At 42.4% G+C, this 25,073-nt stretch carries 23 protein-coding genes; 2 read left to right on the forward strand and 21 right to left on the reverse strand.

The window, feature by feature from the left end; genetic code table 11:
- Window positions 1-9 precede the first annotated feature (9 nt).
- The 8 genes from FTT86_RS10085 to FTT86_RS10120 form a co-directional block, all read right to left on the reverse strand.
- Window positions 10-1,107 (reverse strand): YjgN family protein, encoded by a 1,098-nt coding sequence (locus tag FTT86_RS10085; RefSeq protein ID WP_004279171.1) that lies wholly within the window; start codon window positions 1,105-1,107, stop codon window positions 10-12.
- 120 nt (window positions 1,108-1,227) lie between these two features.
- Window positions 1,228-2,064 carry an S-formylglutathione hydrolase gene (fghA, locus tag FTT86_RS10090; protein ID WP_004279170.1) on the reverse strand — a complete coding sequence of 279 codons (837 nt, stop codon included), beginning with the start codon at window positions 2,062-2,064 and terminating at the stop codon, window positions 1,228-1,230.
- A 43-nt stretch (window positions 2,065-2,107) separates the two neighbouring features.
- On the reverse strand, window positions 2,108-3,490 hold the full coding sequence (locus tag FTT86_RS10095) for a C13 family peptidase (protein ID WP_004279169.1): 1,383 nt from the start codon (window positions 3,488-3,490) through the stop codon (window positions 2,108-2,110).
- A gap of 120 nt (window positions 3,491-3,610) precedes the next feature.
- Window positions 3,611-4,432 carry a class I SAM-dependent methyltransferase gene (locus tag FTT86_RS10100; protein WP_044109187.1) on the reverse strand — a complete coding sequence of 274 codons (822 nt, stop codon included), beginning with the start codon at window positions 4,430-4,432 and terminating at the stop codon, window positions 3,611-3,613.
- Window positions 4,426-5,250, reverse strand: coding sequence for an undecaprenyl-diphosphate phosphatase (locus FTT86_RS10105; protein ID WP_004279167.1), 825 nt, complete (start codon window positions 5,248-5,250; stop codon window positions 4,426-4,428). Before FTT86_RS10105 ends, FTT86_RS10100 begins: the two co-directional genes overlap by 7 nt.
- 16 nt (window positions 5,251-5,266) lie before the next feature.
- Complete coding sequence (gene tsaB / locus FTT86_RS10110; RefSeq protein ID WP_004279166.1) at window positions 5,267-5,932, reverse strand: tRNA (adenosine(37)-N6)-threonylcarbamoyltransferase complex dimerization subunit type 1 TsaB; 666 nt, start codon at window positions 5,930-5,932, stop codon at window positions 5,267-5,269.
- Window positions 5,933-6,068: 136 nt separating this feature from the next.
- Complete coding sequence (locus tag FTT86_RS10115) at window positions 6,069-6,596, reverse strand: gamma carbonic anhydrase family protein (protein ID WP_171054296.1); 528 nt, start codon at window positions 6,594-6,596, stop codon at window positions 6,069-6,071.
- Window positions 6,597-6,620: 24 nt separating this feature from the next.
- Window positions 6,621-7,229, reverse strand: coding sequence for a CoA pyrophosphatase (locus FTT86_RS10120; protein WP_004279164.1), 609 nt, complete (start codon window positions 7,227-7,229; stop codon window positions 6,621-6,623).
- Between the two features lie 123 nt (window positions 7,230-7,352).
- Between FTT86_RS10120 and FTT86_RS10125 the strand changes: the two genes are divergently transcribed.
- Window positions 7,353-7,901, forward strand: coding sequence for an NUDIX hydrolase (locus FTT86_RS10125; RefSeq protein WP_161785319.1), 549 nt, complete (start codon window positions 7,353-7,355; stop codon window positions 7,899-7,901).
- 59 nt (window positions 7,902-7,960) lie between these two features.
- On the opposite strand, the gene FTT86_RS10130 is transcribed toward FTT86_RS10125, so the two are convergent.
- From FTT86_RS10130 to FTT86_RS10155, 6 genes are all read right to left on the reverse strand, one after another.
- Complete coding sequence (locus tag FTT86_RS10130) at window positions 7,961-9,892, reverse strand: hypothetical protein (protein ID WP_004279162.1); 1,932 nt, start codon at window positions 9,890-9,892, stop codon at window positions 7,961-7,963.
- Between the two features lie 22 nt (window positions 9,893-9,914).
- Complete coding sequence (gene filE, locus FTT86_RS10135; protein ID WP_180181116.1) at window positions 9,915-11,099, reverse strand: putative pilus assembly protein FilE; 1,185 nt, start codon at window positions 11,097-11,099, stop codon at window positions 9,915-9,917.
- A gap of 7 nt (window positions 11,100-11,106) precedes the next feature.
- Window positions 11,107-12,771, reverse strand: a complete 1,665-nt coding sequence (locus FTT86_RS10140; protein ID WP_004279160.1) for an OmpP1/FadL family transporter — start codon at window positions 12,769-12,771, stop codon at window positions 11,107-11,109.
- 12 nt (window positions 12,772-12,783) lie between these two features.
- Window positions 12,784-13,989, reverse strand: coding sequence for a hypothetical protein (locus FTT86_RS10145; protein WP_039901948.1), 1,206 nt, complete (start codon window positions 13,987-13,989; stop codon window positions 12,784-12,786).
- A gap of 34 nt (window positions 13,990-14,023) precedes the next feature.
- Window positions 14,024-14,857 carry a C39 family peptidase gene (locus FTT86_RS10150; protein WP_005247186.1) on the reverse strand — a complete coding sequence of 278 codons (834 nt, stop codon included), beginning with the start codon at window positions 14,855-14,857 and terminating at the stop codon, window positions 14,024-14,026.
- Window positions 14,858-15,045: 188 nt separating this feature from the next.
- Window positions 15,046-16,095, reverse strand: coding sequence for a DUF6160 family protein (locus FTT86_RS10155; RefSeq protein WP_005251002.1), 1,050 nt, complete (start codon window positions 16,093-16,095; stop codon window positions 15,046-15,048).
- A 259-nt stretch (window positions 16,096-16,354) separates the two neighbouring features.
- Here FTT86_RS10155 and FTT86_RS10160 point away from each other — a divergent pair, with 259 nt between their 5' ends.
- The gene (locus FTT86_RS10160) at window positions 16,355-17,686 is read left to right on the forward strand and encodes an anthranilate synthase component I family protein (RefSeq protein WP_005251001.1); all 1,332 of its coding nucleotides are present in this window, start codon (window positions 16,355-16,357) and stop codon (window positions 17,684-17,686) included.
- 109 nt (window positions 17,687-17,795) lie between these two features.
- On the opposite strand, the gene hisC is transcribed toward FTT86_RS10160, so the two are convergent.
- From hisC to FTT86_RS10195, 7 genes are all read right to left on the reverse strand, one after another.
- The gene (gene hisC, locus FTT86_RS10165; RefSeq protein ID WP_005251000.1) at window positions 17,796-18,884 is read right to left on the reverse strand and encodes a histidinol-phosphate transaminase; all 1,089 of its coding nucleotides are present in this window, start codon (window positions 18,882-18,884) and stop codon (window positions 17,796-17,798) included.
- Window positions 18,885-19,032: 148 nt separating this feature from the next.
- Window positions 19,033-20,337: a histidinol dehydrogenase gene (hisD, locus tag FTT86_RS10170; RefSeq protein WP_005250997.1), complete on the reverse strand. Its 1,305-nt coding sequence runs from the start codon at window positions 20,335-20,337 to the stop codon at window positions 19,033-19,035.
- A 186-nt stretch (window positions 20,338-20,523) separates the two neighbouring features.
- Window positions 20,524-21,225: an ATP phosphoribosyltransferase gene (hisG, locus tag FTT86_RS10175; RefSeq protein ID WP_004646025.1), complete on the reverse strand. Its 702-nt coding sequence runs from the start codon at window positions 21,223-21,225 to the stop codon at window positions 20,524-20,526.
- Window positions 21,225-22,481 carry a UDP-N-acetylglucosamine 1-carboxyvinyltransferase gene (gene murA, locus FTT86_RS10180; protein WP_005250995.1) on the reverse strand — a complete coding sequence of 419 codons (1,257 nt, stop codon included), beginning with the start codon at window positions 22,479-22,481 and terminating at the stop codon, window positions 21,225-21,227. Before murA ends, hisG begins: the two co-directional genes overlap by 1 nt.
- Window positions 22,482-22,488: 7 nt before the next feature.
- Entirely contained in the window at window positions 22,489-22,740 is a 252-nt protein-coding gene (gene ibaG, locus FTT86_RS10185; RefSeq protein ID WP_004730742.1) for a BolA family iron metabolism protein IbaG, read from the reverse strand.
- 133 nt (window positions 22,741-22,873) lie between these two features.
- Window positions 22,874-23,206: a ribosome hibernation-promoting factor, HPF/YfiA family gene (gene hpf, locus FTT86_RS10190; RefSeq protein WP_004730744.1), complete on the reverse strand. Its 333-nt coding sequence runs from the start codon at window positions 23,204-23,206 to the stop codon at window positions 22,874-22,876.
- A 184-nt stretch (window positions 23,207-23,390) separates the two neighbouring features.
- Complete coding sequence (locus FTT86_RS10195; protein ID WP_180181117.1) at window positions 23,391-24,842, reverse strand: RNA polymerase factor sigma-54; 1,452 nt, start codon at window positions 24,840-24,842, stop codon at window positions 23,391-23,393.
- Between the last annotated feature and the right edge of the window lie 231 nt (window positions 24,843-25,073).

The raw sequence follows: 25,073 nt of genomic DNA on the forward strand, positions 1-25,073 counted from the left end.
CATTTACTCCTATAGCGACGCATCGAAATCAAATACGTTCAGGATTTCATCGGCCAAAGCACTCGGGTCAGGTTGCAAGATATGCTCAAGATTGGTTTCATCTTCAGCCACATATAGTTCTAAGTGTTTTAACTGATATTCATATAAACGGATGGCAGCCCAAGGCGTCATTAAGCCCAGACTAAGAACACGCACTATCCAGTTGCTCAGCACAATCCAGCTATAACGCCAGGTAGTTACCCGTGTTTTAAAGTAACTTTGACCAAGCTCCACATGATTCCAGGTAATGAGGTATAAACGTGCAGAAATGACCGGCCAGACCAGCGCCAGACAAAGCAGATAGCTAAGCAGTAAACCCAGACTAAACAAATTGGTTCCAATCCGGTCTACCCAGTACACCACTGCTGCAAGCCAGCCAATACCAACCAGCAGGCAAACACCCAAGGGCAGATAAACGGCAGACATAAACTTGGACCAGTTAATATTCAGCTTGAATTGCAACTGACCAATCGATAAATGATTAAAGCAATATCGTTTATAGAGCCAGATCATCACCGGACTAAACAGCAGCAAAGTAAAGATATTGAGCAGGATGGCTAGAAATAAGACCCTATAAGCCTCGCGGTTGCTGCCATTAAAATAAAAGCGCACATTGCCATATTTGCTATTTCGGGCCTTGAATTTCAGGGTCATCCGAATGAGCCAGGGCAAACACAGCGCAGCGACCATCAATAAAGAGCTGGTAGCAAGGATTGAGTAGTTGGTCAGTACGACGGTAACCAGATACAGTTCCAGTGCAAACAGACGACCCAGCAAGATCCGGCTGGGCATGGCCACAAAGTCGAAGCGATGGTTTAAAAATTGGGTATTGCCGTAGAAATAACGCATACGGCGTGCCTTGGCCCAAGGGCTGTACAAGGTCAATGTCACTATGGTCAGCATCAGATTCACCATCCAGATACCAAAATATTCGGATGCACTGCCATGAAATCTGAATCCATATCGCTGATATTTCGGTCTGACAGAAGGCGTGGCTTCAGTCGAAAAACTTGAAGCAGCTGGAAATAATGACTCACTGACACGAATACCGTCTGCTGTCTGCTGCATGACGACCCCAATTTTTTATACTTTTATACATCTGATATTAAAAGAAAAACCCCCAGAATGTAAAAACATTTTGGAGGTTTTTTAATCTTTTTGGCTTTGCTACATATCTGCAGTCCTACTTTAAGGATTTAACTGCACGGCATGGAATTGCAAATGATCATCTACGAAACTTTGAATAAAGTAATAACCATGATCATAGCCCTGATGTTCACGCAAAGTTAGCGGCTGGTTGACGGCATCACAAGCTTGCTGAAACAAGGCTGGATTAAGCTGACTATAGAACTGATCCGAAAAACCCTGATCAATCAGGATATCGCTAAATAAGGCGCCCTTTTCCTGAACCAAAGCGGTTGCATCATGTTCGAGCCATTCCTCTTTCTCAGTACCCAGATAATTCGAGAATGCTTTGTCGCCCCAAGGACACTGGCTCGGGGCACAAATCGGTGCAAAGGCTGAAACAGATTTGAATTTTTCTGGATATTTAAATGCCAGAGTCAATGCGCCATGACCGCCCATAGAGTGGCCAAAGATGCCGATCTTGCCGGGATGGATCACGAATTCCTCAGTGACCAGTGCGTAAAGCTCATCGACAATAAAGCTTTCCATCTGATAGTGTTCAGCCCATGGTGCCTGGGTAGCATTGATATAAAAACCCGCACCCTGACCGATATCCCAGTTGTCGCCTTCTGCCACACCTTCGCCACGCGGCGAAGTATCTGGTGTAATCAGGATCAAGCCAAGCTGTGCCGCCAGACGCTGTGCATGTGCCTTGATGGCAAAGGTTTCTTCAGTACAGGTCAAACCTGCCAGATAGAATAATGCAGGACAGCTGTGGCCCTCTAAAGCTTGAGGCGGCAGAAAAATGCCAAACTTGGTCGGGGATTTAAGATAGCGCGAATCAAAACGATAAATGCGCTGTTCACCTTCAAAGCTTCTATTGTTCTGTATAAGTTTCATGGCTATTCCTTATTATTGCAACCGGTCTGTGGATGACATTGATCTAGGGAGATGATGTCGCCGTAGTGGTCTGTGGAAATAAACGTTGCTCCAGTTGCGGCAACATCAATTCCATATTCTTACCAATCACCCATTGCGGTTCTGATGGCTCAAAACCTTGAGCTGATTCCCATTTTGCTACGGTATCTGTGGCCTGTGCGAAAGCGCTTTGCAAGCTGCTATTTTCACGCATGGCTTCATCAAAGAACGCACGACCAAAATAGGTATAATCCGCTTCATTCGAACAGCCAAAAGACTGCCGATCAGCTGCCGAAGCCGTAATCACCAAGGTATTGTCATTCTGTAAAGCAGAAGCAAAACTGCCTGAAAAACAGGCCGAGATTACGATCACGCGCCAACGTATGCCTGATGCATCTAGTGTTTCACGCAACCATTTTGGATCAACCTGCGCCAGATCCAGTGGGGCATTTTCCATTTCAAATACATTCGGCAAACCGTGAGAGGTCATATATAAAAATAATACGTCACTTTCACGGTTCATCTGCTGCCCCATACGGCGCAATGTCAGCTCCATACTGGTTTTGGAAGCAATCGGCATAGTGGTACGTGTCGCTGGGTGATTGACCAAGGCAATCGATCGGCCAAAAGTACCAAAACGGGTATCAAACTGCTCTTTAATCCGCTCAACTTCAGAATGGAATACATCCTGATAGCTCGCTCCGGCTACCCCCATGAAATACCAGTGTGACTGTGCAAATTCACCATACTCGATATTTTCCAGCGCTTTATTCAGCAAAGTTGGCTGGGCATAGAAAGCATCTTCGGCAAAACTCGGTGGAATTTCTTCGACTTTCCAGATCGGCTGATCTTTGACTGAAATCTGCCAAACTACTAGCGTAAACAAAGTCGCCAGCATAATCAGCGCACGTTCCCACCACGGCCATTTTAATTCATGTGAAATCACCCAGACCACTGCCAGACTTTGCCAGACAAACAGCATGACAAAGAGCGTTGGAATATAGTCGTAAAGGATATAAGGCAGATAATCCAGATCACCCAGATACTGAATCAGACACTGGAACAGCATGATATGGGTATCTAACACCAACCATAACAAGGCTGGCACCAGCATCAAGCGTGGATTATTGACCCGTTGCGAAAGAAAAATACCGACAATCAGGGCAATGAAAGGCCAAAGCGCATAACTGATCAGGCCTTGAGAGTTAAAATCTCCCATACGGCCTGAACTGAGCCAGCTAAACAAACTGTTGGCGCAGCCCCCTAAGATCCCCCAGAACACCAGTTGCATGATGGATGGACGGACCAGTTGTAAAGAACGCCTCGACCCCAGAAATAACCACATCCCGGCAATTTGGTTGCTCTTAAAATCGTGCCAAAAATTAATGGAGGGTTTAAAGTCGATCATAGGATTTCAAGGAGATGAGTGGCTCGCTAATGTGCTGAATAAGTTTATGCTTGATAAGCATTTAATCAATGCTAATTTTAAATATATAACAAATCTTTGCTTAATAAAGAAGCCATTATCCTATTCAGCTACAAGTTCATGCTGAAAATACGCATCAAAGCGACAAGCATCGCCTTGCCATTGATGATTTGGCTCTTTTCCGGCCAGAAATACCGCCAGACGCGGACGTTTGACCACGACACGTTTGCCAATTTTCTGTGCCAGTTCCAGAAGATTATCGCCCAGATCCATTTCACCATCTTCAGGCAATAACATATGCAACAGCTGCATCTGTTTTTTGACCTGCGCCTGCTTTTTGACTGCCTGCTGGTTTTGATCCCGCTGTGGAAACATTGGATCAAGATAAACTACATCGACAACTTTATGCTGCTGGGCCTGTTGCTGCAGATAATCGGCTGAATCAGAAAAGACCAAATGAATCCGGGATACGACCTGACTCAGGAATGCATCCGACTGGGCACGTATATGGCTATCTTCCAGCAAGGTGAATAGAACCGGATGCCGTTCAACCAGAGTCACTTGCGCGCCTAAATGTGCCATCAACAGACTGTCATGTCCTAGACCTGCAGTCGCATCAACCAAGCTTGGTTTTTCACTTAAATTACAGGCACGTGCAATCATTTCTGACTTTAAAGATGCACGTTTTAAACGTCCAGTTTCTGCTTGCCAGTCCGGTTGCATCTTCATGCCGTTGGCACATAACCAGAGTCCGTCAGCATCGACACAGAGGGCCAGTTCAGGATTTAAACGGAAAAAACGTGCATTGAGTTTTTCAACAGTTTCAATCTCAACCTGTACCCCACGAGAAGAAAGCACAGCCTCAAAGTGCTGTGCTTTCTCTTGATCGTCAGATTCGGCATATAAGCGAATCGCGCTTACCATAATTTCCAACCTGTATAGGCAAATAATAAAATCAGCAGACCCGAAGCAATACGATACCAGGCAAAGATCATAAAGTCGCGTTTAGCCACATAAGCGACCAGCGCACGGATTAATATCAATGCCGAGATAAAGGAAACCAGAAGCCCAACTCCGATCACGGTCCAGTCTTCAGTCGTATTTAAGACATCATAGCTTTGATAAAGGTCCAGCAGGCCAGCGCCGATAATGACCGGAATACCCAAGAAAAATGAAAATTCAGTCGCTGCCTTACGGGACACACCGAGGAACATCGCACCGATAATAGTTGCGCCTGAACGGGAAGTACCCGGTATCAAGGATAGAACCTGAATTAGGCCAATCCAGATCGCATCTCTAATGCTGAGTTCTTCAACTTCATGGACACGGACTTGTGGTGGATTCTTTTCAATCCAGATAATGATCAGACCACCGACAATTAAACCAATGGCAATCGCAATATCATTAAACAGTAATTGTTTGACGGTTTGTCCCAGCGTCAGACCAATCAATATAATCGGAATAGAAGCCAGAATCAGGCCAATGCCTAAACGGCGACCTTGCGGTTCACCGCTGACAATCCCGGTCGCTGCACCCCAAAGACGTGCCCAATATTCATAAATAACGGCAGCAATTGCCCCCATCTGGATCGCGATGACGAATACATCACTCTTTTCCTTGGTCCAGAAATTCATTAATTCTGATGCCAAAATCAAATGGCCGGTACTAGAAATAGGCAAAAACTCGGTAATGCCTTCGATAATACCCATGATGGCCGCTTTGAGTAGCAGTAAAAGATCCATGCTTTATCCTAATTAATTATGCTTTGCCTTGTTCTGGAATTTTTTTCCACGCGTTATCGCGTAAATATACGGGTAATGCCAATTCTGCACTCACCCAATTTTCTGCTTTTGCCGCTGCACGTGCAATGCTGGCAATATCCTGTGCGGTCGCATGCACATCTTTATAAATTGAAGTTTCGCTTTGTACCAGTTCAGCACCTGAGCCAACCGGGGTAAAGCGCACAGCTTGGCTACCTTCTGCATAACTTAACAGTTGCTCATCATCGACCGGTTGCATAATTCCTTGTGCATCCAGTTGATAGCTCGCGATATAGACTTCGCTCATGCGGGCATCCAATACCGCAGACACTTCAGTCAGACCATGCAAACGGTAGGCTGCTTGTGCCAAAGCCTGCAAAGTTGACACCGGAATCACCGGCACATCATTGGACCAAGCCAAGGCCTGAGTCACGGCAGCATTAATACGCACACCGCTAAAAGAACCCGGACCACGACTAAAGGCAATCGCGGTCAAATCAGCAATGGCCAGCCCAAGATCTTGCAGACCTTGTTCAATCATTGGGAGAATCGTTTGCGTTTGTGCCTTGGCGCGCGCATCAAGCTGAAAAAATAGTTCTTGAGTATCATCGATTACAGAAACGGAACACTGCTCATTGGCAGTCTCCAATGCCAGCACTTTCATGCACAACCTTAATTCAGAGAATATAAAAAACGCGGATATGATACTCCACTCATATCCGCTACGCGAGATTTTCCCGAAACAGATACAAAAATGCCTAGAAAATCTAGGCTTATGCTTCAATTAATAGAACAGTGCCTTAGAGTTGCACTTCTTCCAAATCCTGAAATTTCTGAAAATGCTCGGCATAATGCATGGCACTCATTGTTAATTTTTGAATACTGTCATCATCCAGCATTTTCACCACTTTACCGGGTGAGCCCATCACCACGGAATTATCGGGTATCACCTTACCTTCCGGAATCAAGGCATTGGCACCAATAATACAATTCTTGCCAATCACGGCATGGTTCAGAATGACGGCCTGAATTCCGATCAGGCTGTTATCTCCAATGGTACAGCCATGCAACATAGCCTGATGCCCAATTGTCACATAATTGCCAATATTCATCTCGATGCCGGCATCCGTATGCAGCACGGCATTTTCCTGCACATTACTAAAGTCACCCAATTTAATTTTACTGTTATCTGCACGTACTACAGCCCCAAACCAGACACTGACTTGTCGTCCAAGCTCAACTTGTCCAATCACTGTTGCCGTTGGTGCCACCCAGCCATCCCAGGGCTGATGTGTAGCGGTAGGTAAGTGTCCCTGAAATTTGTACAACATTGATAAAATCCTGTTCAATGGTTAAAAAAATTTGGAGCGTTTAAACGTTGGAGAATTAAGCAAGAATGGCCAGTCTTTTTTATAATCCAGCCCATATTGAAATAAAGAAATCAGCATACGTGCGGTCAAGCCCCAGACCACTTCATTTTCTACCCGCATACTCGGAAAATATAAAGATTGCTGGGCAAAGCGAACTTCATAAGGCGTAGGTGTCACTTCAAGCAAATGCTGCAATGAGGCAAAGAAAATCCGGTCGATTTCCGTCGGTTGTGGAATCAGCTTCACTTGCGGAGGAATCAGTCCCACAATCGGTTTGACCAGCATGCCATTGCGGGCTTTTTGCATGGGTAAATCACCCATCAAATGCACATCAAAGGGGTTCAATGCCGTTTCCTCATAGGCTTCCCTTAAAGCCACCACAATATTACTGGTATCTTGCGGATCGCGCTTGCCACCCGGAAATGAGACTTCTCCGGCATGATTATTCAAATAAGCTGAACGGCGCGTCAGCAATACTTTCGGATCAGCTTCATCTGTAATTGCAATCAACACGGCAGCATGCGCAGATCGGATACGCTTGGAAAAACGTAAGCGTTGCTGCAACCTTTGTGTCAATTCACATGCATCCATTCTTTCAACCCTGACGATGATCATAATTTCATCATAGCTGATTTTAGTCGGGGCGGGAGAGAAATGATGCCAAATTTTGCTTTTTCAGTTATCCTGAGCATACTTTTATCATTGATGATGAATATGAACTTCTGTGTGAATTGTGGACATAAAACCACTGCTAAAATTCCTTTGGGCGATCAGCAAATTCGCAGCGTATGTGATTCATGCGGCTCTATTCATTACATTAATCCGAAAGTAATTTGTGGCGCTTTAGTCTTATTCGAAAACAAAGTACTGTTGTGCCGTCGTGCCATTGAACCACGCTATGGCTTATGGACTTTACCTGCCGGCTATATGGAACTGTTTGAAACCATGGAGCAAGGGGCTGCCCGGGAAACCCGCGAAGAAGCCGAAGCTGAAGTAGACATTGAACAGCTTTACTGTATGTATAACATTCCGCGTATTGGTCAAATTTATGTGTTGTTTAAAGCCAATCTGATTGATGGAAAATTTGGTGCGGGTGAAGAAACCATCGAAACGCGTTTATTTGATGAAGCAGATATCCCCTGGACTGAACTAGCCTTCCCGAGTGTAGAACATACCCTCAGACATTATTTTGAAGACCGTAAAAATAATATTTTTCCAATGCATCTGGAAACCTTAGGCACGCGTCTAGACCATACCGGTTAAATCTAATAGGCATAAAAAAATCCCATACTAAGATGGGATTTTTTTATTTTTAAAGAATATTATTTGGCTTTGACTTGATAGCAATCCGCAAGCTTAAACTCAACCGAACCACCGTTTAATTTTGCTAGGCTAATATCTGCCGGTGTTTCACCCTCATTGTTATTATTATAAACTTTTTGAAAACTCGCATAGGTATTGGCCCATTGTACCCCATCCCCTGCCGAATTCAGGAAAGTTACACGCCCATTCTGGCCGACATTAGTATCCAACACATTAGACAAATTGAGCAGCGCACCACCGATCACAATCGAATCCCTAGAATCCGGTGAAGACTGGATGCGTGAATCTACCCCTACCAATGCGCCATTAATATTACCAAACTTTTCATTGGCCAGAATCAGACGCATGGAAACCGCTTTATCAGCCACAAATGCACGGCCCAAAGTCCCGAGGCGATATTGTTGTATGCTTTGATGATCTAAGAGCGTATCTGCCAACACATCACCCTTACAGCCATTCACCGGATCAGTCGCGAAATTGCTGGAAGATTGCATATTGGTGCGTACATCACCATTACTGTCAATTACGATTCCCAAAGTAATTGGATTAACAGTGGTATCTGTAAATTTAAATTCCAGATTGGCATACATTGGGAAGATATATTTCTCCCCATCTGCGACGTTCTGCGCTGTTTTAAAAACCTGACGATCCAGATAACTAATCGGGAAAATCTTATATAGATCAACGCTTCCCGTATAGTTTTCACCATCGGCCTGCAAACGCCACAACCCCAAGTTGGCTTGATCGGAAGTATCCAGCGATTTTTTGTCAGTCACCACCTTATAGAAAGCTTCTTTACCCGCGATCACATAATCATTCAATAATCTGCCTTGATACAACTCAAGCGGAGTCGCATTATTTGCAACATTCAAGCGGTAAGGCGTGTTAATGGTTTTACTGGTTGGATGAATCCATGAACTTTGTGGATCAGCGGTCATTTGTACCGGTTTCACCTTACGGATGAGTTGAGCATTAATCCCCCCTAAGGAAGATAAATTTTCTTTAGCCAGAATTAACTCATTATCACGCCATTGTAAGCCGCTGCCAAAGGTATAGCCCTGGCGATCGGTAATCAGCATAAAATGGCCAAATAAATATTTATTATTCTTATTCTTAATATCACAAGGACTTTGATTACAGCCCACCAGTCCATCTGAACCCGTCAGGTTACTACCAATTACGCCTGAAGTTGAGAATAATGAAAATTCTGGCTGATACACGGCTGCGTTAGCAATCGTCACCAGTTTTTTAACGGTGGCAAAAGCCACCTCATCCGAAATTATGCTGATATCAACAAAATCTTTAATTTTGGTCGCCAAATCGGCATCCATCAGATTGATATTCTCACTGGTTTTCGCCAGGTCTTTACGCATCTCTTCAGTAATATACAAAGGTTGTACATCAGATGGATTAATAATACGCCCTTCTTCTAGCGCCAAAGCTTGCAGAATTTTAACCAGACGCATGGCCACCTGAACGGTAGGATCATTAGGCACCAAATCACCTACCGGACGTCGAGTAATCCCAGTTGCAATATCGATTACGCTTAAACGCGGCAGCTGGGTCTGGGCACTAAAACTGGCATAGTCGCTGAGTTTAATTTGACCTAAATTAATCTTGCGCGAAGCAAAACTTTGAATATAAAACTCAATATTATCCGTCTTTTGACAGGTTCCAGAAGCAACCCCATTTTTACTATCAAATAACGTAATAAAGGTATTTTCTGTATCGCTACTACAGTTAAAGTTCAAACCATCGAGCGGATATTCCAGCCCCCATTCCACACAGTTAGTTGTACCTGGGGTACAAGTACCATTAGTCGTGGCTTCATCGTTTTTTTCTGGAATGACATTGGCACTTTCCCCACCACACCCGCTCAGTGCCGTTAAAAGTGTGGTTAAAGCAAATGGAAATAATATTTTATTTTTCATATTTTTTGTACTCGAATAGTCCTTATCGAATGGCGACTAATTTTAGTTGTCCATGATTTGTCAGCATCTTGTCTTCAATATCTATCGCAGAGGCCAAAGGCGTCAATAATATATATTCACTTTGAGCAGGAATCTGGAGAACACCTTCGATACGCTCATGTTGAATAATATTCGCCTGACCTTCCTGATTTTTAAAACCGCCCGCTCCTTCAAGCACACAGCCACGACTGTCTAAAAACACAACAAAAGGCCAATAATACGTTGGATTTTTCTGGCTAGAAGCATAAGAGTTGATCTGAATATTCTGGATATCGGATTGAAGCTTTACCACTTCAAAATCAAATTCGTCTGCTTTAAGAGGTACGCGAGGCCACAGGTTAACTGCTTTTTTAAGGCTGATTTCTTTCGCTTTTTTAATTTTCTTATCATTAAAACACTGCTTGCCCAAGCTATCAATGGTCTCCGACTGTGAAATACGATAATAACTTTGAGCCAGTACCACAGGACCGGAATCTACTTCTGGCGTTTGAAACAAGGATTTTAATACGGATTGTCCCACCCCTTTTTCACGTTCAATTGTCTGGATCTGGGTAGTTCCGATATTTTTATCCACGACTCCTTCGGGCATGCTATAGAAACGTTTTTTGCCTTCCAAATTAAATTCTTTATTTTCCAGATACTCACTATCCACATATTCAATGCCTTCAACCTGGCTAAATCCCGGCTTTTGTATGGTAGCAACAGAAGATCCAACTCCAGCATCAGGAATTTGAATAGTTTGAGATCCAAGTATTAATTGTGGTTTAGACTGAATCTTTTCTTGCGCAATATGCGGTTGTACTGGTTGTACTGGTTGTACTGGTTGTACTGGTTGTACTGGTTGTACTGGTTGTACTGGTTGTACTGGTTGTACTGGTTGTACAACCATATTATGGTCATGCTTAGGTTTAACTTGCCTATTTTCTACGACGGGCAATTTTTCTATGTTTTGTCTTACAGGTATAGGCTGAACTGCTGCAGCTCCTACTTTTTTCGACAATCGATATTTTTCCTCAGTTTTTTTCTCTGCATTATTACGTGGTACGACTAATGGTCGCCCATCCGGACCAATAATCGTAATAAATTCTTTAGCGCTTGTATAAAAAGACAAGGGGACCAGACTTAATACCAGTACCGTTGTCAATCCTACTTTCCCTGTCTTGATCATTTCTTCCTTACCAACGCGTGCGATAATTCAAACCTAAAATTGTAATTTTGGTATCTGTTTTTACGTTTAAACCTGCATATGGGTTTAATAACAGGTTATTTACCCCGGTCTGGTTGGCTAAACTACTGGTATTTGCTGGAATCTGATCTTTGCTACGCAAGAAACCAATTGATAGATCCAGATCAGTGTCTGCATCAAAACGGTAACCCACACCTAAACCAAATAACTGTGCACCATTGATCGGTACCATGGTATTACGCTTATTTTTTGGAATAGCACTGGTCCGTGGTTCATAACCTGCCCGAAGCTTCAAACGGTCTGTAGCGGAATACTCCATCCCGATACCAAAGTTCCACGGCGATTCAAATCCCATCGGTAAAGCCAAGGTTGAGTCAGTAACATTGGCAGACAAAATTTTGGCAATTTTTAGGGCTGAAATGGTACGATCAAATTCGAATTTAAATTCGTCCCAGACCTTGTAATCTGTCCAGCCAATATCAAAATTCACTTGCAAATCTGGCATCACTTTATATTTGATACCTGCCTGAAAATGCGCCGGATATTCAAAATCCTGCGACACCAGACCAGATTCACTCGATGGTATGTAATTAGGAAATCCAAGAATTGCAGCCAGAATCTGGCCGGTCGGTGAGGTCATTAAACCTTTAATCATTTCCTGAGGAGCTTTGGCATTATCAATATGATATTTACCTTTTAAGCGCATTTTTGCAGCACTTTGGTACACCATACCAAAACTAAAGTCTTCGCGCGGTTCCCACAATATTCCCAGGTTATAACTTGGGCTTAAGTTCTGCTCAAGCTCCAGTTGCATTTGACCAAACTTGCCAAATGGGTTCATCCCCTCATCCGCATTACAGATCCCGAGCAAAAGAATATCTGTAATAATGTCGGAATTTTCTTTAAACGGCGTACACACGACTTCGTCGATCATACGCAACATCCCAATCAACTCATTCGGGAAACGCAAGTCCGTTTTCATCCCGATGGCTTGATAAGACATCCCGATAGAAGCACCAATCGACAGTTGGTCATTGACCTCATAACCGATGGATGGTGACAGATAGGTAATCCGCTCTAAAGCAACCTGCTGTCCCATAAAGTTTGCCGGGTTCCCATCTTCATGACCAAAACCTGCCATGAGAGGAGCATAAACAGCAGTCGCATAAGTGGCTTTCGATCCAGGGGGATTGTATGCGATCCCCATCGTGGGTGCAGTCAAAGGAAGACCTTCGCCTAAATCCACCATTTTTTTCAGAAAAGGAACATACAGGCTGACATATTCCACATCGCCTTTGACTGGGCCTTTAAAATCGGTACACAAATCAGATGAAACTTCGGGACCGTCATTACAGACAATAGGATCATCAGAATAGCCAAATACGTTATATCCGGCCGGTACTGAAAACTCACGCTGGATATCAAAATTAGCCACAATGATTTGCTGTTCGGTTTGCAGACCATCAATTTTAGTCAGTGCAGCCGGGTTAAAGTGGATGGCATTGACCCCTGGAGGATCTGCGGTGACGGCATTCCCCATGGATAGTGCACGTAAATCAACTGAAAGGTTGGTTCCCAATTGTGCAAAGGTATAACTTGAACAGCCCGCAAGAATAATTCCTGTTAATAACGGGCTAAGTCGAATGTTTTTCATACGACACCCCTATTAACTGATTTTTTTACCAAAACCTAAAATATCAAGTGGGAATGATAATCCCAACGAAACATCCGGTGCATCTTCGGTCAGCCCTAAGCCAACGGTACCATTAACAATGGTTTCTGGAGAAACTCGCACCCCTAAGGAAATTGCAAAGGTAGAACTGGTCTGATCTGCAGCAGAATAACTTTCACCAGTGTTATAGTTAAATTCCGCACCAGTATTAAAGCTTTGCTGATAGGACATGGTCATCGAAACATCATAGTTAAATGAATATGCGAAACCAAAGGCAAAGCCTCCACTAACACCAGGTTCAAACTCCTCAATAATCCGGCTACCTCGACGCTGATTCAGGCCCGATTCTTTAAAACCATAGTTCGCAGAAACGGATGCAAACAATACAACTGGGTCAATGTATTTACGTGTACTAGCACCCACTCCAGCAGAGTAATAGCCCTTTCCTGCTGCCAGATCTGTCGCAGCATTAATTTCATAAGGACTGTCACCCGTTTTGGTCGACAAATTTGCAAATAAAATCAGAGGCAGACGACCCGCTTTTAGTGGAAAGGGTTCCCAGCGAGCGCCCAAACTAATATCGCCCAAACCTGCAGTAGACGTATCTTTTAACAAGTCAGTTTTGGCCACTAAAGGTAGAGATGCAGTCAAGGTCAGGTTATCTTTCACACCATATTGGAAAGTAAAAGTATTAGTCATACTATGTGTTGCATTTTCTTGAACACGTAGTTGATACAATTGGCCCTGAGCCATTTCAATATCGAGTTGAGTGTCTCGATAATAGGTATAATCAATATCGTAATATGATGAAATTTCACCTTGTTTTATCAGAGAGTATTGGCGTTCATTTGACGTAAATACTTCTTCCAGGTTAGCTGCCTGAGTAGCATCTCCTTCTTGTTGCTGTAAAGCTTGAGATGCATCTACTACCTGGCCAGCCTGAGTCTCTACAGGTGCTGCTGTTTCCACGGCAGCCTCTTCAACTGCTTCATATCCACCTAGTTCCGATTCTTCTGCAGTCTGCGTTTCGACCTGCCCGGTTTGAGCCGGTACAGATGCAGCAGTTTCAACAACAACTTCTTCATCAACCGTTTCGTATTCACCTAGTGCTGGTTCTTCTGCAGCAAATGCAACGCCCATTACCATTTGAATGCTCAGTGCCAAGAACGTCTTGTTCATCCATTTACTGTTCATATCCATTTCACCATTTTAATTTTTATTACTGTTTTTCGTTTTATTTATTCTTGTAATACAGTCTCAGGAAGTTATGTTGATATTCCCCAAATTGTTCTGACTCTGTATTACGATTACGGTCCATACGGATCGTAGAAGCTTTATCAGCAATTTTGTCCATATAAAATTGTGGATACTGCATGTCAACCAAGGCATAGCGATTAATCGTAGCATCTTCTACATGACGCATATCTGATTCTTTTAATACTAGAAAATTTTTGCGATATTGCTCAGGTACATTAATCAGGAACAAAGTGTTATTTTCCCAAATATCCTGAAAACGCCGTTCCTCAAAACTGATATTACCAAGTGCCGGATCTGCAACATAAACCCGGCCATTTTTATAACCTTTATAAACTACAAAATGCTTAAATCCCGCATAAGAAATCGGAACAATGGCAGGCTGATCTTGATTGACTAAATCTTTGAACTCTCCTCGATATCCTCCACTTTCCAATCCTAAGGCTGAAACGAAGCGCTTCATATCAAGCAGAGAAAAACTACGGCGTTCAACAATTTTATCCGTTTCACCGAATTTCATTAGCCCACTCATGACTTGCTGCTCATCCAGCTGCGTACCGACATAACCATTGAGGAGGGTCGTCAGTGCTGCTGAACCACAACTATAATCATAAGCTTGACGTACAATGCCCTGAAATTGATCCAGAAGTGCCGGTTTTACTTCCACAGCTTCACGGTGCATACGTACAAAAGAGTCATTTCTTGAATCAAGAACTTCAGTATAGTGAACAGCACCATTCGGCTGTTTTTTGATATCCAGAGCTTCTTTGGCAGCGTAATACATCAATGCCGAGCCCAACGCGATCTCTAACATAATTATTAACTTTTCTTATAATGGGCATGATGTGCCTATTTTTCTTTTTATAGAGCATTCACTCTACTTCCCTGTAACTAGAAAGATACCTGTTTTTTCAAAAAAATACAGTATTTTTTTTATTTTTTAGATAAGTGATATAGTCATAAAAAAGCGCGTGTAAACACGCGCTTTTTTTAAAATAAAGATTAGTGACCTGAAATAGTAATAATTGCGCCTTTTGTATAACTACCCTGAGCTTGAGAGTAGAATGTTTGTAAGCCTTGAACTTCCATATCACCAATTGATGATCTTGCTTCACGGTTACCTAAATGAATACCTTTAATGTATTGGTCTTTCGCCCCAGTATCATTACTTACAATACGAACATGCGCTGCCTTACCTAACTGAGCTGTAGTACCTACATAAGCATCGTTATATACAGAAATATTCTGGCTAATGGTTAAATCATTAGAATCCGCATCTGCAATTTTGATACTTTCAACAAAAATCTCACCGGCTTCACGTGTAGTCACTGGAGTCGTACCTACAAGCCCCACTGCTTTATTTTTAGACGAGTTATCTAAAATACCTAGGTTTTTAATTTCTAGACCACCTGCCATTACACTATTCATCTTGATCATAGCGCCTTGTGGAGCAGCACCCAGTTGAATATTGGCATTTATCACACCAGTTTTAACGTCAAAACCACTAATGATGTCGTTTACAACACCGGCACCACCTCGACGAATCGAATCCGGATCATCTGCACCAGATGCAGTTACACCAATTCGGCCAACTTTGATATCTAGACCCGATACTTGTGCAGCAACATTAATGAAAGGATTACCAGCCCCAGCATCTGAATCAATTACCAAGTCAGCAAGGTTACGGGATGCAAGTAAATAGGCACCATTATTGTCATAATTGGCACCGATTACTACACCATGCGTTGCAGTAGTAGGATCAGCAAGAGCAGCAGCATCAGGTGCTGTATCAGTCTTACCACGGATTACGATCGCACCTGCTGTAGAAGTACCTCCGAAACCCGCCTCATTTGCAACACCTTTAGGTGCCAAACCGTCGTTATCATGGATAAATAATTTTTCAATAGCAATTTTCGAGATGCCGATACCAATTGTCAAACCGTCTTGACCCGTTGTTTCGCTTAGAGATGCATCATCCATTGCTTGCATCGCCATCGCATTGGCACTAAATGCAACTGAAGTCGCTAAAACTAATTTTGTAAATTTTTTCATTGTTTACTCTCCCAAGAGTACTATTTTTTTTGGTTGTGAATTACTCAGTGTTTAGGCTGTATTTTTTATTTTCTGACAGCTTAAGCATCTTTCCTTGAGTAATTTGCTAGCCCACTTAAATTAGCGTCGAGTCAAATTTTGATCAACTGTTGTTGGTCGCAATCTGTCGCTTACCGATAAACGGTATTTCATGATTTAAAAATATTTTCCTGGCTTCTTGATATAAAATAGTAAGTCATATCGAACTCTCCATAACTGAATGACCGAAGCTCTCTATCATCGTCCCTTAAAGTTTGAATCACGTCTGGTTACAGATCTATTATCCGCATTGAAGACATTGAATCATCTGGTGTATTTAAATAATAATGGTCGGCCTTTTATTGCCTGCTGCGCTCAAGAATATTTTGTTGCGCAAACATCACAAATTCAGTCTTTTAAAAGAACAGGGATTGAACAATACCAATCCAGCCCATCTGAGTTTAATTTAGCAATCAATGTATTAAAAACTCCTCAAGAGCATGGCTTTCGTGGAGGCTATGTTGGTTTTATCGGCTACGATTATGCCGCTCAACAATATATTCAGTATCCAGACCGTCCTCAACCTGGTTTATTTATTGGTCAATTTCCTTCCTACATTAAACCAACCCCTGATGGCTGGATGTTCTATAGTGATGATCCACAGGCAGAACAGATTTTCAATTATATTCAGAACTTACTTAAGCAAAATAAAATTCAATCGAAATTTCACTTAAAAAATCCTTGTATCTCACGCTGGACTAAATCTGTTTATACTCAGGCTTTTCAGAAAATTCAGGACTATATTGTTGCAGGTGACTGCTATCAGATTAATCTGACCCAAGAGTTTAAAGGTCGTGCCCAAGGCTCCCTCTTAGCAACTGCCCAAGCATTCTGGACATTAACCGAAGCGCCCTATGCCGGTTATTTGCGTATTGGTGATTTTGAATTACTCAGTTGCTCACCCGAGTTATTTATTGACTTTGAAAAAAATCGGAAAATTATCACTAAACCAATTAAAGGCACCATGCCACGCTATACAGATCCCGTGCTGGATGAACAATCTAAACAAATCTTAAAAGCATCGGAAAAAGATCAAGCAGAAAATGTCATGATTGTGGATTTATTACGTAATGATTTAAGTATTTATGCGGAAACAGGCTCGGTTAAAACACCCAAATTATTTAATATCGAAAGTTTTAATCAAGTGCATCATATGGTGAGCGAAGTTGAAGCGACCCTAAAAGCAGATATCAATCCTTTCGAGGTGTTAATGTCAGCCCTACCAGGTGGCTCAATTACGGGTGCACCTAAAATTCGTGCCATGCAGATTATTGCTGAACTGGAAGGTGCAGCACGTGGGGCTTATTGTGGATCAATGGGTTATTTTAATTTTGATGGTACCGGTTCCTGGAACATTCTGATTCGTTCCATCCAAAAATATCAAGAAGATGTTTCTTTATGGGCGGGTGGTGGTATTACCATTTCTTCGGATTGTGATGCAGAATATCAAGAATGTTTTGATAAAGTTTCAGCGATGCTGGATCTGTTAAATACGTGGTATCAGCCTAAATAAATAAAAAGCGAATCATTTGACTCGCTTTTTTCTACAAATCCACCCTAACCCTCCTTTAGTAAAGGAGGGAAATCCTCCCTTTTCAAAGGGAGGCTAAGAGGGATTTTAATCACACCAAAATCTCATTTTTTAGTGTATCGACTAAACGCTGATTTTGCTCATCTGTACCAATGGTAATTCTTAAGAACTGGTTAATACGTGGCTTGTTAAAATAACGCACGATAATGCCACGTTCACGTAGTTCGCTGGCCAACTTACCTGCATCCTTAGATGGCAATGAGGCAAAAATAAAGTTGGCACTCGATGGTAAAACTTTAAAACCAAGCTCATTTAATTGGGACACCAACTTTTCACGACTCGTAATCACTTTTGCATTTTGTGCTTCAAAGTAGGCTTGATCTTCAAATGAAGCGACCGCTGCAGCAATCGCAAAACGGTCCATCGGATAAGAGTTAAAGCTATTTTTGACTGCTTCCAGTGCTGCAATTAAATGGGACTGAGCAATCGCAAAACCAACACGCAAACCCGCAAGAGAACGTGACTTCGATGTGGTTTGACATACAACTAAATTCTCATATTTCTCAACCAGCTTAACTGCTGATTCAGCACCAAAATCCACATAGGCTTCATCAATCACCACCACTGAATCCGGATTGGCTTGCAGAATTTCTTCAATCGCAGCCAAACCTAGATCAATACTGGTCGGCGCATTAGGATTAGTAATAATAATGCCGCCATTAGCTTGTTTATAGTCATCCACAACAATTTCAAAGTCATCATTCAATGGTAAGATTTTGGTTTTGACGCCAAAAAACTGACTATAAACCGGATAGAAACTATAGGTAATATCTGGATAAAGCAGAGGCTGTTTTTGAACAAAAAAAGCCTTAAAGATATGTGCCAAGACTTCGTCTGAGCCATTGCCGACAAAGACAGTGTCTACAGGTACATTTTGCTGTTTAGCGATCGCCTGTTTCAACTCTGATGCATCCGGGTCAGGATACAGACGCAAAACATCCGCCGAATTCGCAAGTACCTTTTGAACCGCTTCTACCACTTTGGGTGATGGTGGATACGGATTTTCATTGGTATTAAGTTTTAAAATATTCTGGATTTTTGGTTGTTCGCCTGGGGTATACGGTTCTAATTCACGTACTTCAGGACTCCAAAAACGCATTTGTTCTGTTGTGATATTCATTTTATATTCTCTTTAAACCCTCTCCTAACCTCTCCCTGAGCCATATATGGCGCAAGAGAGGAATTTTCATTAATAAAGACACAAGATTTTTGTGGTTTAAATTCTCCTCGCCTTTTAGGAGAGGGTCAGGGAGAGGTTGTAATGCTATTTATGATTGATAACGATAACGTGCTGACTGTGCATGTGCATCCAAGTTCTCTTGTTGCGCCAAGATATCCGCAGTTTTTGCTAAAGTTTTTACACCTTCTTGTGAGCACATGATCAAACTTGAACGCTTCTGGAAATCATAGACACCAAGTGGCGATGAAAAACGCGCAGTACCTGAAGTTGGCAAGACATGGTTTGGCCCGGCACAGTAATCACCAATGGCTTCAGGCGTATAACGACCCATAAAGATTGCACCTGCATGACGAATGCTATCAGACATTGCTTCTGCATCATCTAAACATAACATCAAATGCTCAGGCGCTACCTGATTAATCAAATCTGACGCTTCTTGACGGTCTTTTACCAAGACTAAAGCACCACGATTGGCAATCGAAGTACGGGCAATTTCTGCCTTTGGCAATATTGCCAGGTGCATTTCAATCGCCTGTTCAACCTCATTCAGCAACTGTTCATCTGGTGTGATGAAAATGGCTTGTGCCACAGTGTCATGTTCAGCTTGCGAAAGTAAATCCATCGCCAACCATTCAGCATTATTTTGGCCTTCGGCATACACCAGAATTTCAGAAGGTCCTGCAATCATGTCGATACCGACCTGACCAAACACCGCACGTTTTGCCGCAGCAACAAAACGGTTGCCTGGGCCGGTAATTTTATCGACCGGTGGGACCGTTTCTGTACCGTAAGCTAATGCCGCAACCGCTTGTGCGCCACCAATCGTGAAGACACGTGTCACACCTGCCAGATAGGCAGCCGCCAGTACCAATGGATTTAAATCACCATTCGGTGCAGGTACCACCATAATAATTTCAGGAACTCCCGCTACATGAGCAGGCACAGCATTCATCAATACTGAAGATGGATAAGAAGCCAGACCACCCGGCACATAAATCCCAACACGATCCAGTGGAGTGACTTTCTGACCAAGCGTATTTCCTAAAGCATCGACATAGGTCCAGCCGTCCTGTTTTTGTGCCTGGTGAAACTCGCGCACGCGTGCTGCAGCAAGCTCTAAAGCTTCGCGCACTTCAGTCGTCAAACCCTCGAAGGCAGCTTGCAGTTGCTCTTGGCTTAACTCTAAATCTGAAAATTGATGCGCCGGATGTCGATCGAACTGTTGAGTGAGTTTAAGAACTTGAGCATCACCATGCTGACGAACATCAGCAATAATTTGATCTACAGTTTTTAAAAGTTCAGGATCATTAACAGTTTCAAAAGCCAACAAGTCAGCAAATGCTTGCTTGAAGTTTTGATCTTGGGTCGATAAACGTCGCATCAATTTACCCATCAGGTTTGAATTCGAAGGCTTTAGTTTACCTGTTTTCCAGACTTTTGTCGGCAGCTATAGTGCTCTAGCCCTATGAGTTTTATTGGAAATAGCTTTTGGTAAAATTAATGAAAGAATTTACATCGTATTTATGTTCAATCGAATAAAAAAAACCGCCCTAAAAGGACGGTTTTTTATGCAACAAATTTAAGCCTGTTTGGCCTTTTCACGTTCTTCTACGGCTTTTTCAAGCTGTGCCAGAATCGGATTTAACAACGCTTGCTTACGCTTGAAGCTGGCTTTATTCACGATTAAACGCGAAGACACTTTGCAAATTTCTTCAAGTGGCTCCAGACCATTGGCACGCAAGGTATTACCTGTATCTACGACGTCAACAATGTAATCGCCCAGACCGACCAGTGGTGCAAGTTCCATGGAGCCATACAGCTTGATCACATCAACCTGCTCACCCAAGCTGGCATAGTATTGACGGGTCAAATTCACGTACTTGGTCGCAATTTTTAAGCGACCTTTAGGACGTTGCATCCCCACCTTACCGGCGGTCATCAATTTACATACCGCAATTTTCAGGTCCAATGGTTCATAGACATTTTGTGCACCATGTTCCATCAATACATCTTTACCGGCCACGCCAATATCGGCTGCACCATTTTCAACATAAGTCGGTACATCTGAAGCACGTAAAATTAAGATACGAACCTGTTTATGCGTGGTCGGGAAAATCAGTTTACGAGACTTATCAGGATCTTCTAAAAGATTAATCCCTGCTGTTTCTAGCAAAGGTAAAGTCTCTTTTAAGATACGCCCCTTACTTAATGCCAAAGTTAAACCATGATCAAAATTGCCCATTACGTCAAAGTTTGGATCATCGTTTCTCATATCGCTCATTAATTTACTCGCTTAATTTGGGCACCTAAACTTTGTAACTTTGCTTCTACATCTTCATAACCGCGGTCAATATGATAAATGCGGTCAATCAGCGTTTCACCTTCAGCGGCAAGTGCTGCCAGCACCAAAGAGAACGAAGCACGTAAATCTGTTGCCATTACGGGTGCGGCAGAAAGTTTTTCTACACCCGTTACCACAGCCTCATTACCTTCTACCTGAATATTGGCACCCATACGTGCCAATTCAGGAACATGCATGAAACGGTTTTCAAAAATCGTTTCAGAAATTGTCGCAAAGCCTTGAGCAATGGCATTCACAGCCATAATCTGGGCTTGCATATCGGTTGGAAATTCTGGATGTGGTAAGGTTTGGAAGCTGACAGCTTTCGGACGTTTACCCAGCATATCCAGTTCAATCCAGTCGTCACCACGGGTCACTTCTGCGCCCATTTCTTCAAACTTGTCCAGCACCGCTTCCATCAGGGACGGATCAGTATGCGTGGTTTTGATACGACCGCCAGTGATCGCTGCTGCTGCCAGATATGAACCGGTTTCAATCCGGTCAGCAACAACCGCATATTCACAGCCATGCAGACGTTCGACACCGGTCACAATTAAAGTATCGGTATCTAGACCTTCAATCTTGGCACCCATCTTGATCAGCATTTGCGCAAGATCAGTGATCTCAGGTTCACGTGCTGCATTGCGAATCGTGGTCACACCATCGGCCAACACGGCAGCCATCAGAATATTTTCTGTCCCACCCACAGTCACCATATCAAAGACAACTTCGCCACCTTTCAGGCGACCATCGACTTTGGCATGTACATAACCGGCTTCGACTTCAATCTCGGCGCCTAAAGCTTCTAAAGCTTTCAAATGCTGATCGACAGGACGGGAACCAATCGCACAACCGCCTGGTAAAGACACTTTTGCACTGCCATAGCGCGCCAATAATGGACCAAGCACCAAAATAGAAGCACGCATAGTTTTTACGAGCTCATACGGTGCGAACTGGTTATCTAATGTAGAAGTATCAGCAACAACCGTATCGCCTTCATAAGTCATGGTGATCCCAAGACCAGCAATCAGCTTCACCAACGTATTGACATCTTTTAGATTAGGAACATTTCTGAGCGTAATCGGGGTATCAGCAAGAATCATTGCTGCCAATAATGGAAGTGCTGCATTCTTTGCACCAGAAATGCGCACTTCACCTTCGAGCTTGATACCGCCCTGAATTAAAAATTTATCCATTAAATGATTAAGCTCCAAATAAGCTTGCTTTGCGCCATTCTTCTTTTGTCATCGCGCGAATCGTTACTGCGTGAACTGCACCACTGGCAATATGGGCATTGAGAGGAGCATAAACAGCTTGTTGGCGTGCAACTGGACGCTTACCTTCAAATTGATCATCCACAATACGGAGATCAAATTTTCCGCCCTGACCACTCACAGCAACATCCGCCTCTGGAAAAGCGGCTTCTAAAATTTCAGCGAGCTGTTCATTATTCATCACAAGACCTCTTATAGGACTAAGGGTGTAAAACGAGCCATTTTACTATAAATAGCAAAAATAATTCATGGATCCATACATTATATATATAAAAAAAAGAGGCTTTTAAAACCTCTTTTTCATCATTTGTCCTTTATAGAGCTAAAGGATGCTGCTGTAAATGCATTTCCCGGTATCGATCAATCTGCCGTTTCAATTTTTCGGTCAATATTTTAATTGAGGTATACATATCATCTGCGGTGGCGTGAGCAAAAAATTCAATGCCCGGTAATCGGATAATAGCCTCTGCGATATGATTACTACTGCCCTTTCTAGAGCGTTTATCAATTTGATGATCTTTCGAGAGTTTCACTTGCATACTATTCACCTGATCTAGGTGCTTCGTCATCTGTGAAAACTTGGTTTTTATACTTTCTTCAATAGCTGGCGTAATCGATAAATGATGTCCACGAATTGTTATTTGCATAGTTCTATCCCTCACCTTCGTTAGGATTAGAAGAGTCTCAATATAAAATAATTTAAATACAGTAACTTATAAATAAAATGTCCGTATTTTAAGTCCTGAATCAAATCAATCTTACTGATCCTCAAAAGAAAAAAGATTCATTATGTTGTCATAATGAATCTCTAGAATAGCCAGATTTCAAATTTTAGATCAAGACTTTTCGCTCAGAAGATGAAGGAATATGTAACGATTCACGATATTTCGCCACCGTACGTCGTGCCACATCAATGCCTTCATCTTTTAACATATTAGCAATTGCATTATCAGACAGAGGCTTACGGGCATTTTCTTCGGAAATCAGTTTTTTGATTTTGGCACGAATAGCAGTAGAAGATGCTTCACCACCTGAAGTAGTCCCGACATGACTCGAGAAGAAATATTTCAACTCGAACAATCCACGTGGGGTCAGCATATATTTATTGGTGGTTACACGAGAAACTGTAGATTCATGCAATTCGACTTCTTCGGCAATATCTTTTAAAACCAGAGGTTTCATGCCTTCCGCCCCAATTTCCAAGAACATCTTTTGATGTTCTACAATACAAGTCGCGACTTTCAATAATGTTTTATGCCGTTCATCGATACTTTTGATAAAGTTCTTCGCTTCCAGCATCTGATTACGCAGGTACTGATTATCATCGCTATGATCTGCACGACGAATCATTTTGGCATAAAAAGAATTGACGCGTAACTTTGGCAGTACATCCGAGTTTAAATTGACTTGCCAGCAGTTATTCTTTTTCATCACCACAACATCTGGCACCTGATAATCCGATTCCTTGTTTTCAAATTCCAGACCTGGATGCGGTTTTAAGGTTTTTAGCAAATCTACAGCACAGCGCAACTGTTCTGGATTTAAGCCAGTCTGTTTGATCAGCTTAGGAAGCTCATTGGTAATCAACAATTCATAATGTTGCAGAAGTTTGATCGCATCATTTCGGCAAGGGGTTGACGCAGGTAAATTATCAAGTTGAACCAATAGGCATTCTGCCAAGCTTCTAGAACCTACACCCACCGGATCCAAACGTTGAATATGCTTTAATACAACGGCAACCTCATCATCTTCAATTTCTTCTTCGGCCCCTATAGAAGAGAGTAAATGTTGTACTGATGCAGTAATTTCACTTAACTCTGCATCTAAAAAACCTTTGTCGTCCAGAGAGTCGACGATACAATAAGCGATTAATTTATCAACCTGTGAAAAATTCAGCAGATTAATTTGTTCTAGCATATATTCTTGCAGGCTCTGATGCCCTTGACGATTATCTTCACGCTCTTCGAACTCGGCTGCCCCCAGACTTGTAGGTTGATGGGTATAGACATCATCCCAATCGGTATCTACAGGTAAGTCATCAGGCAGATGATCGGCATTAAGTTGATTAGTTAGATCTTGATTTTCATTATTTGACTCAATTGTAGATAAGCTTTCAAGGGTAATTTGCTCTTCAACTTTTTCTAATAGAGGATTACTATCAAGTTGCAACTGAACTTCTTGTTCCAATTCCAGACTTGAAAGTTGTAATAGCCGAATTGCCTGCTGTAATTGTGGAGTTAATGACAGCGAGTTCGCAATTTTTATACCCACTGATAATCTCATTGTTACCCCCTTAATAGAAAATCCCGTTTTATAAGCAATTTTTATGCCGTTTTATTTTTTATAACACAGATTTACCAAAAAACATACAAATTGGATTTTAAATTTCTAGAGCCTGTCATCAATTAGCTTGAGAAAATCTAACCTGTCCTCATTATTTTTTCATGACTAAACGCTATGCATTAAGAGATGATCAGTGGGAGCAGATTAAGGATCTGTTACCTGGACGAGCGA

It is taken from the genome of Acinetobacter sp. YH01021, from assembly GCF_013420255.1.
Lineage (GTDB): Bacteria > Pseudomonadota > Gammaproteobacteria > Pseudomonadales > Moraxellaceae > Acinetobacter.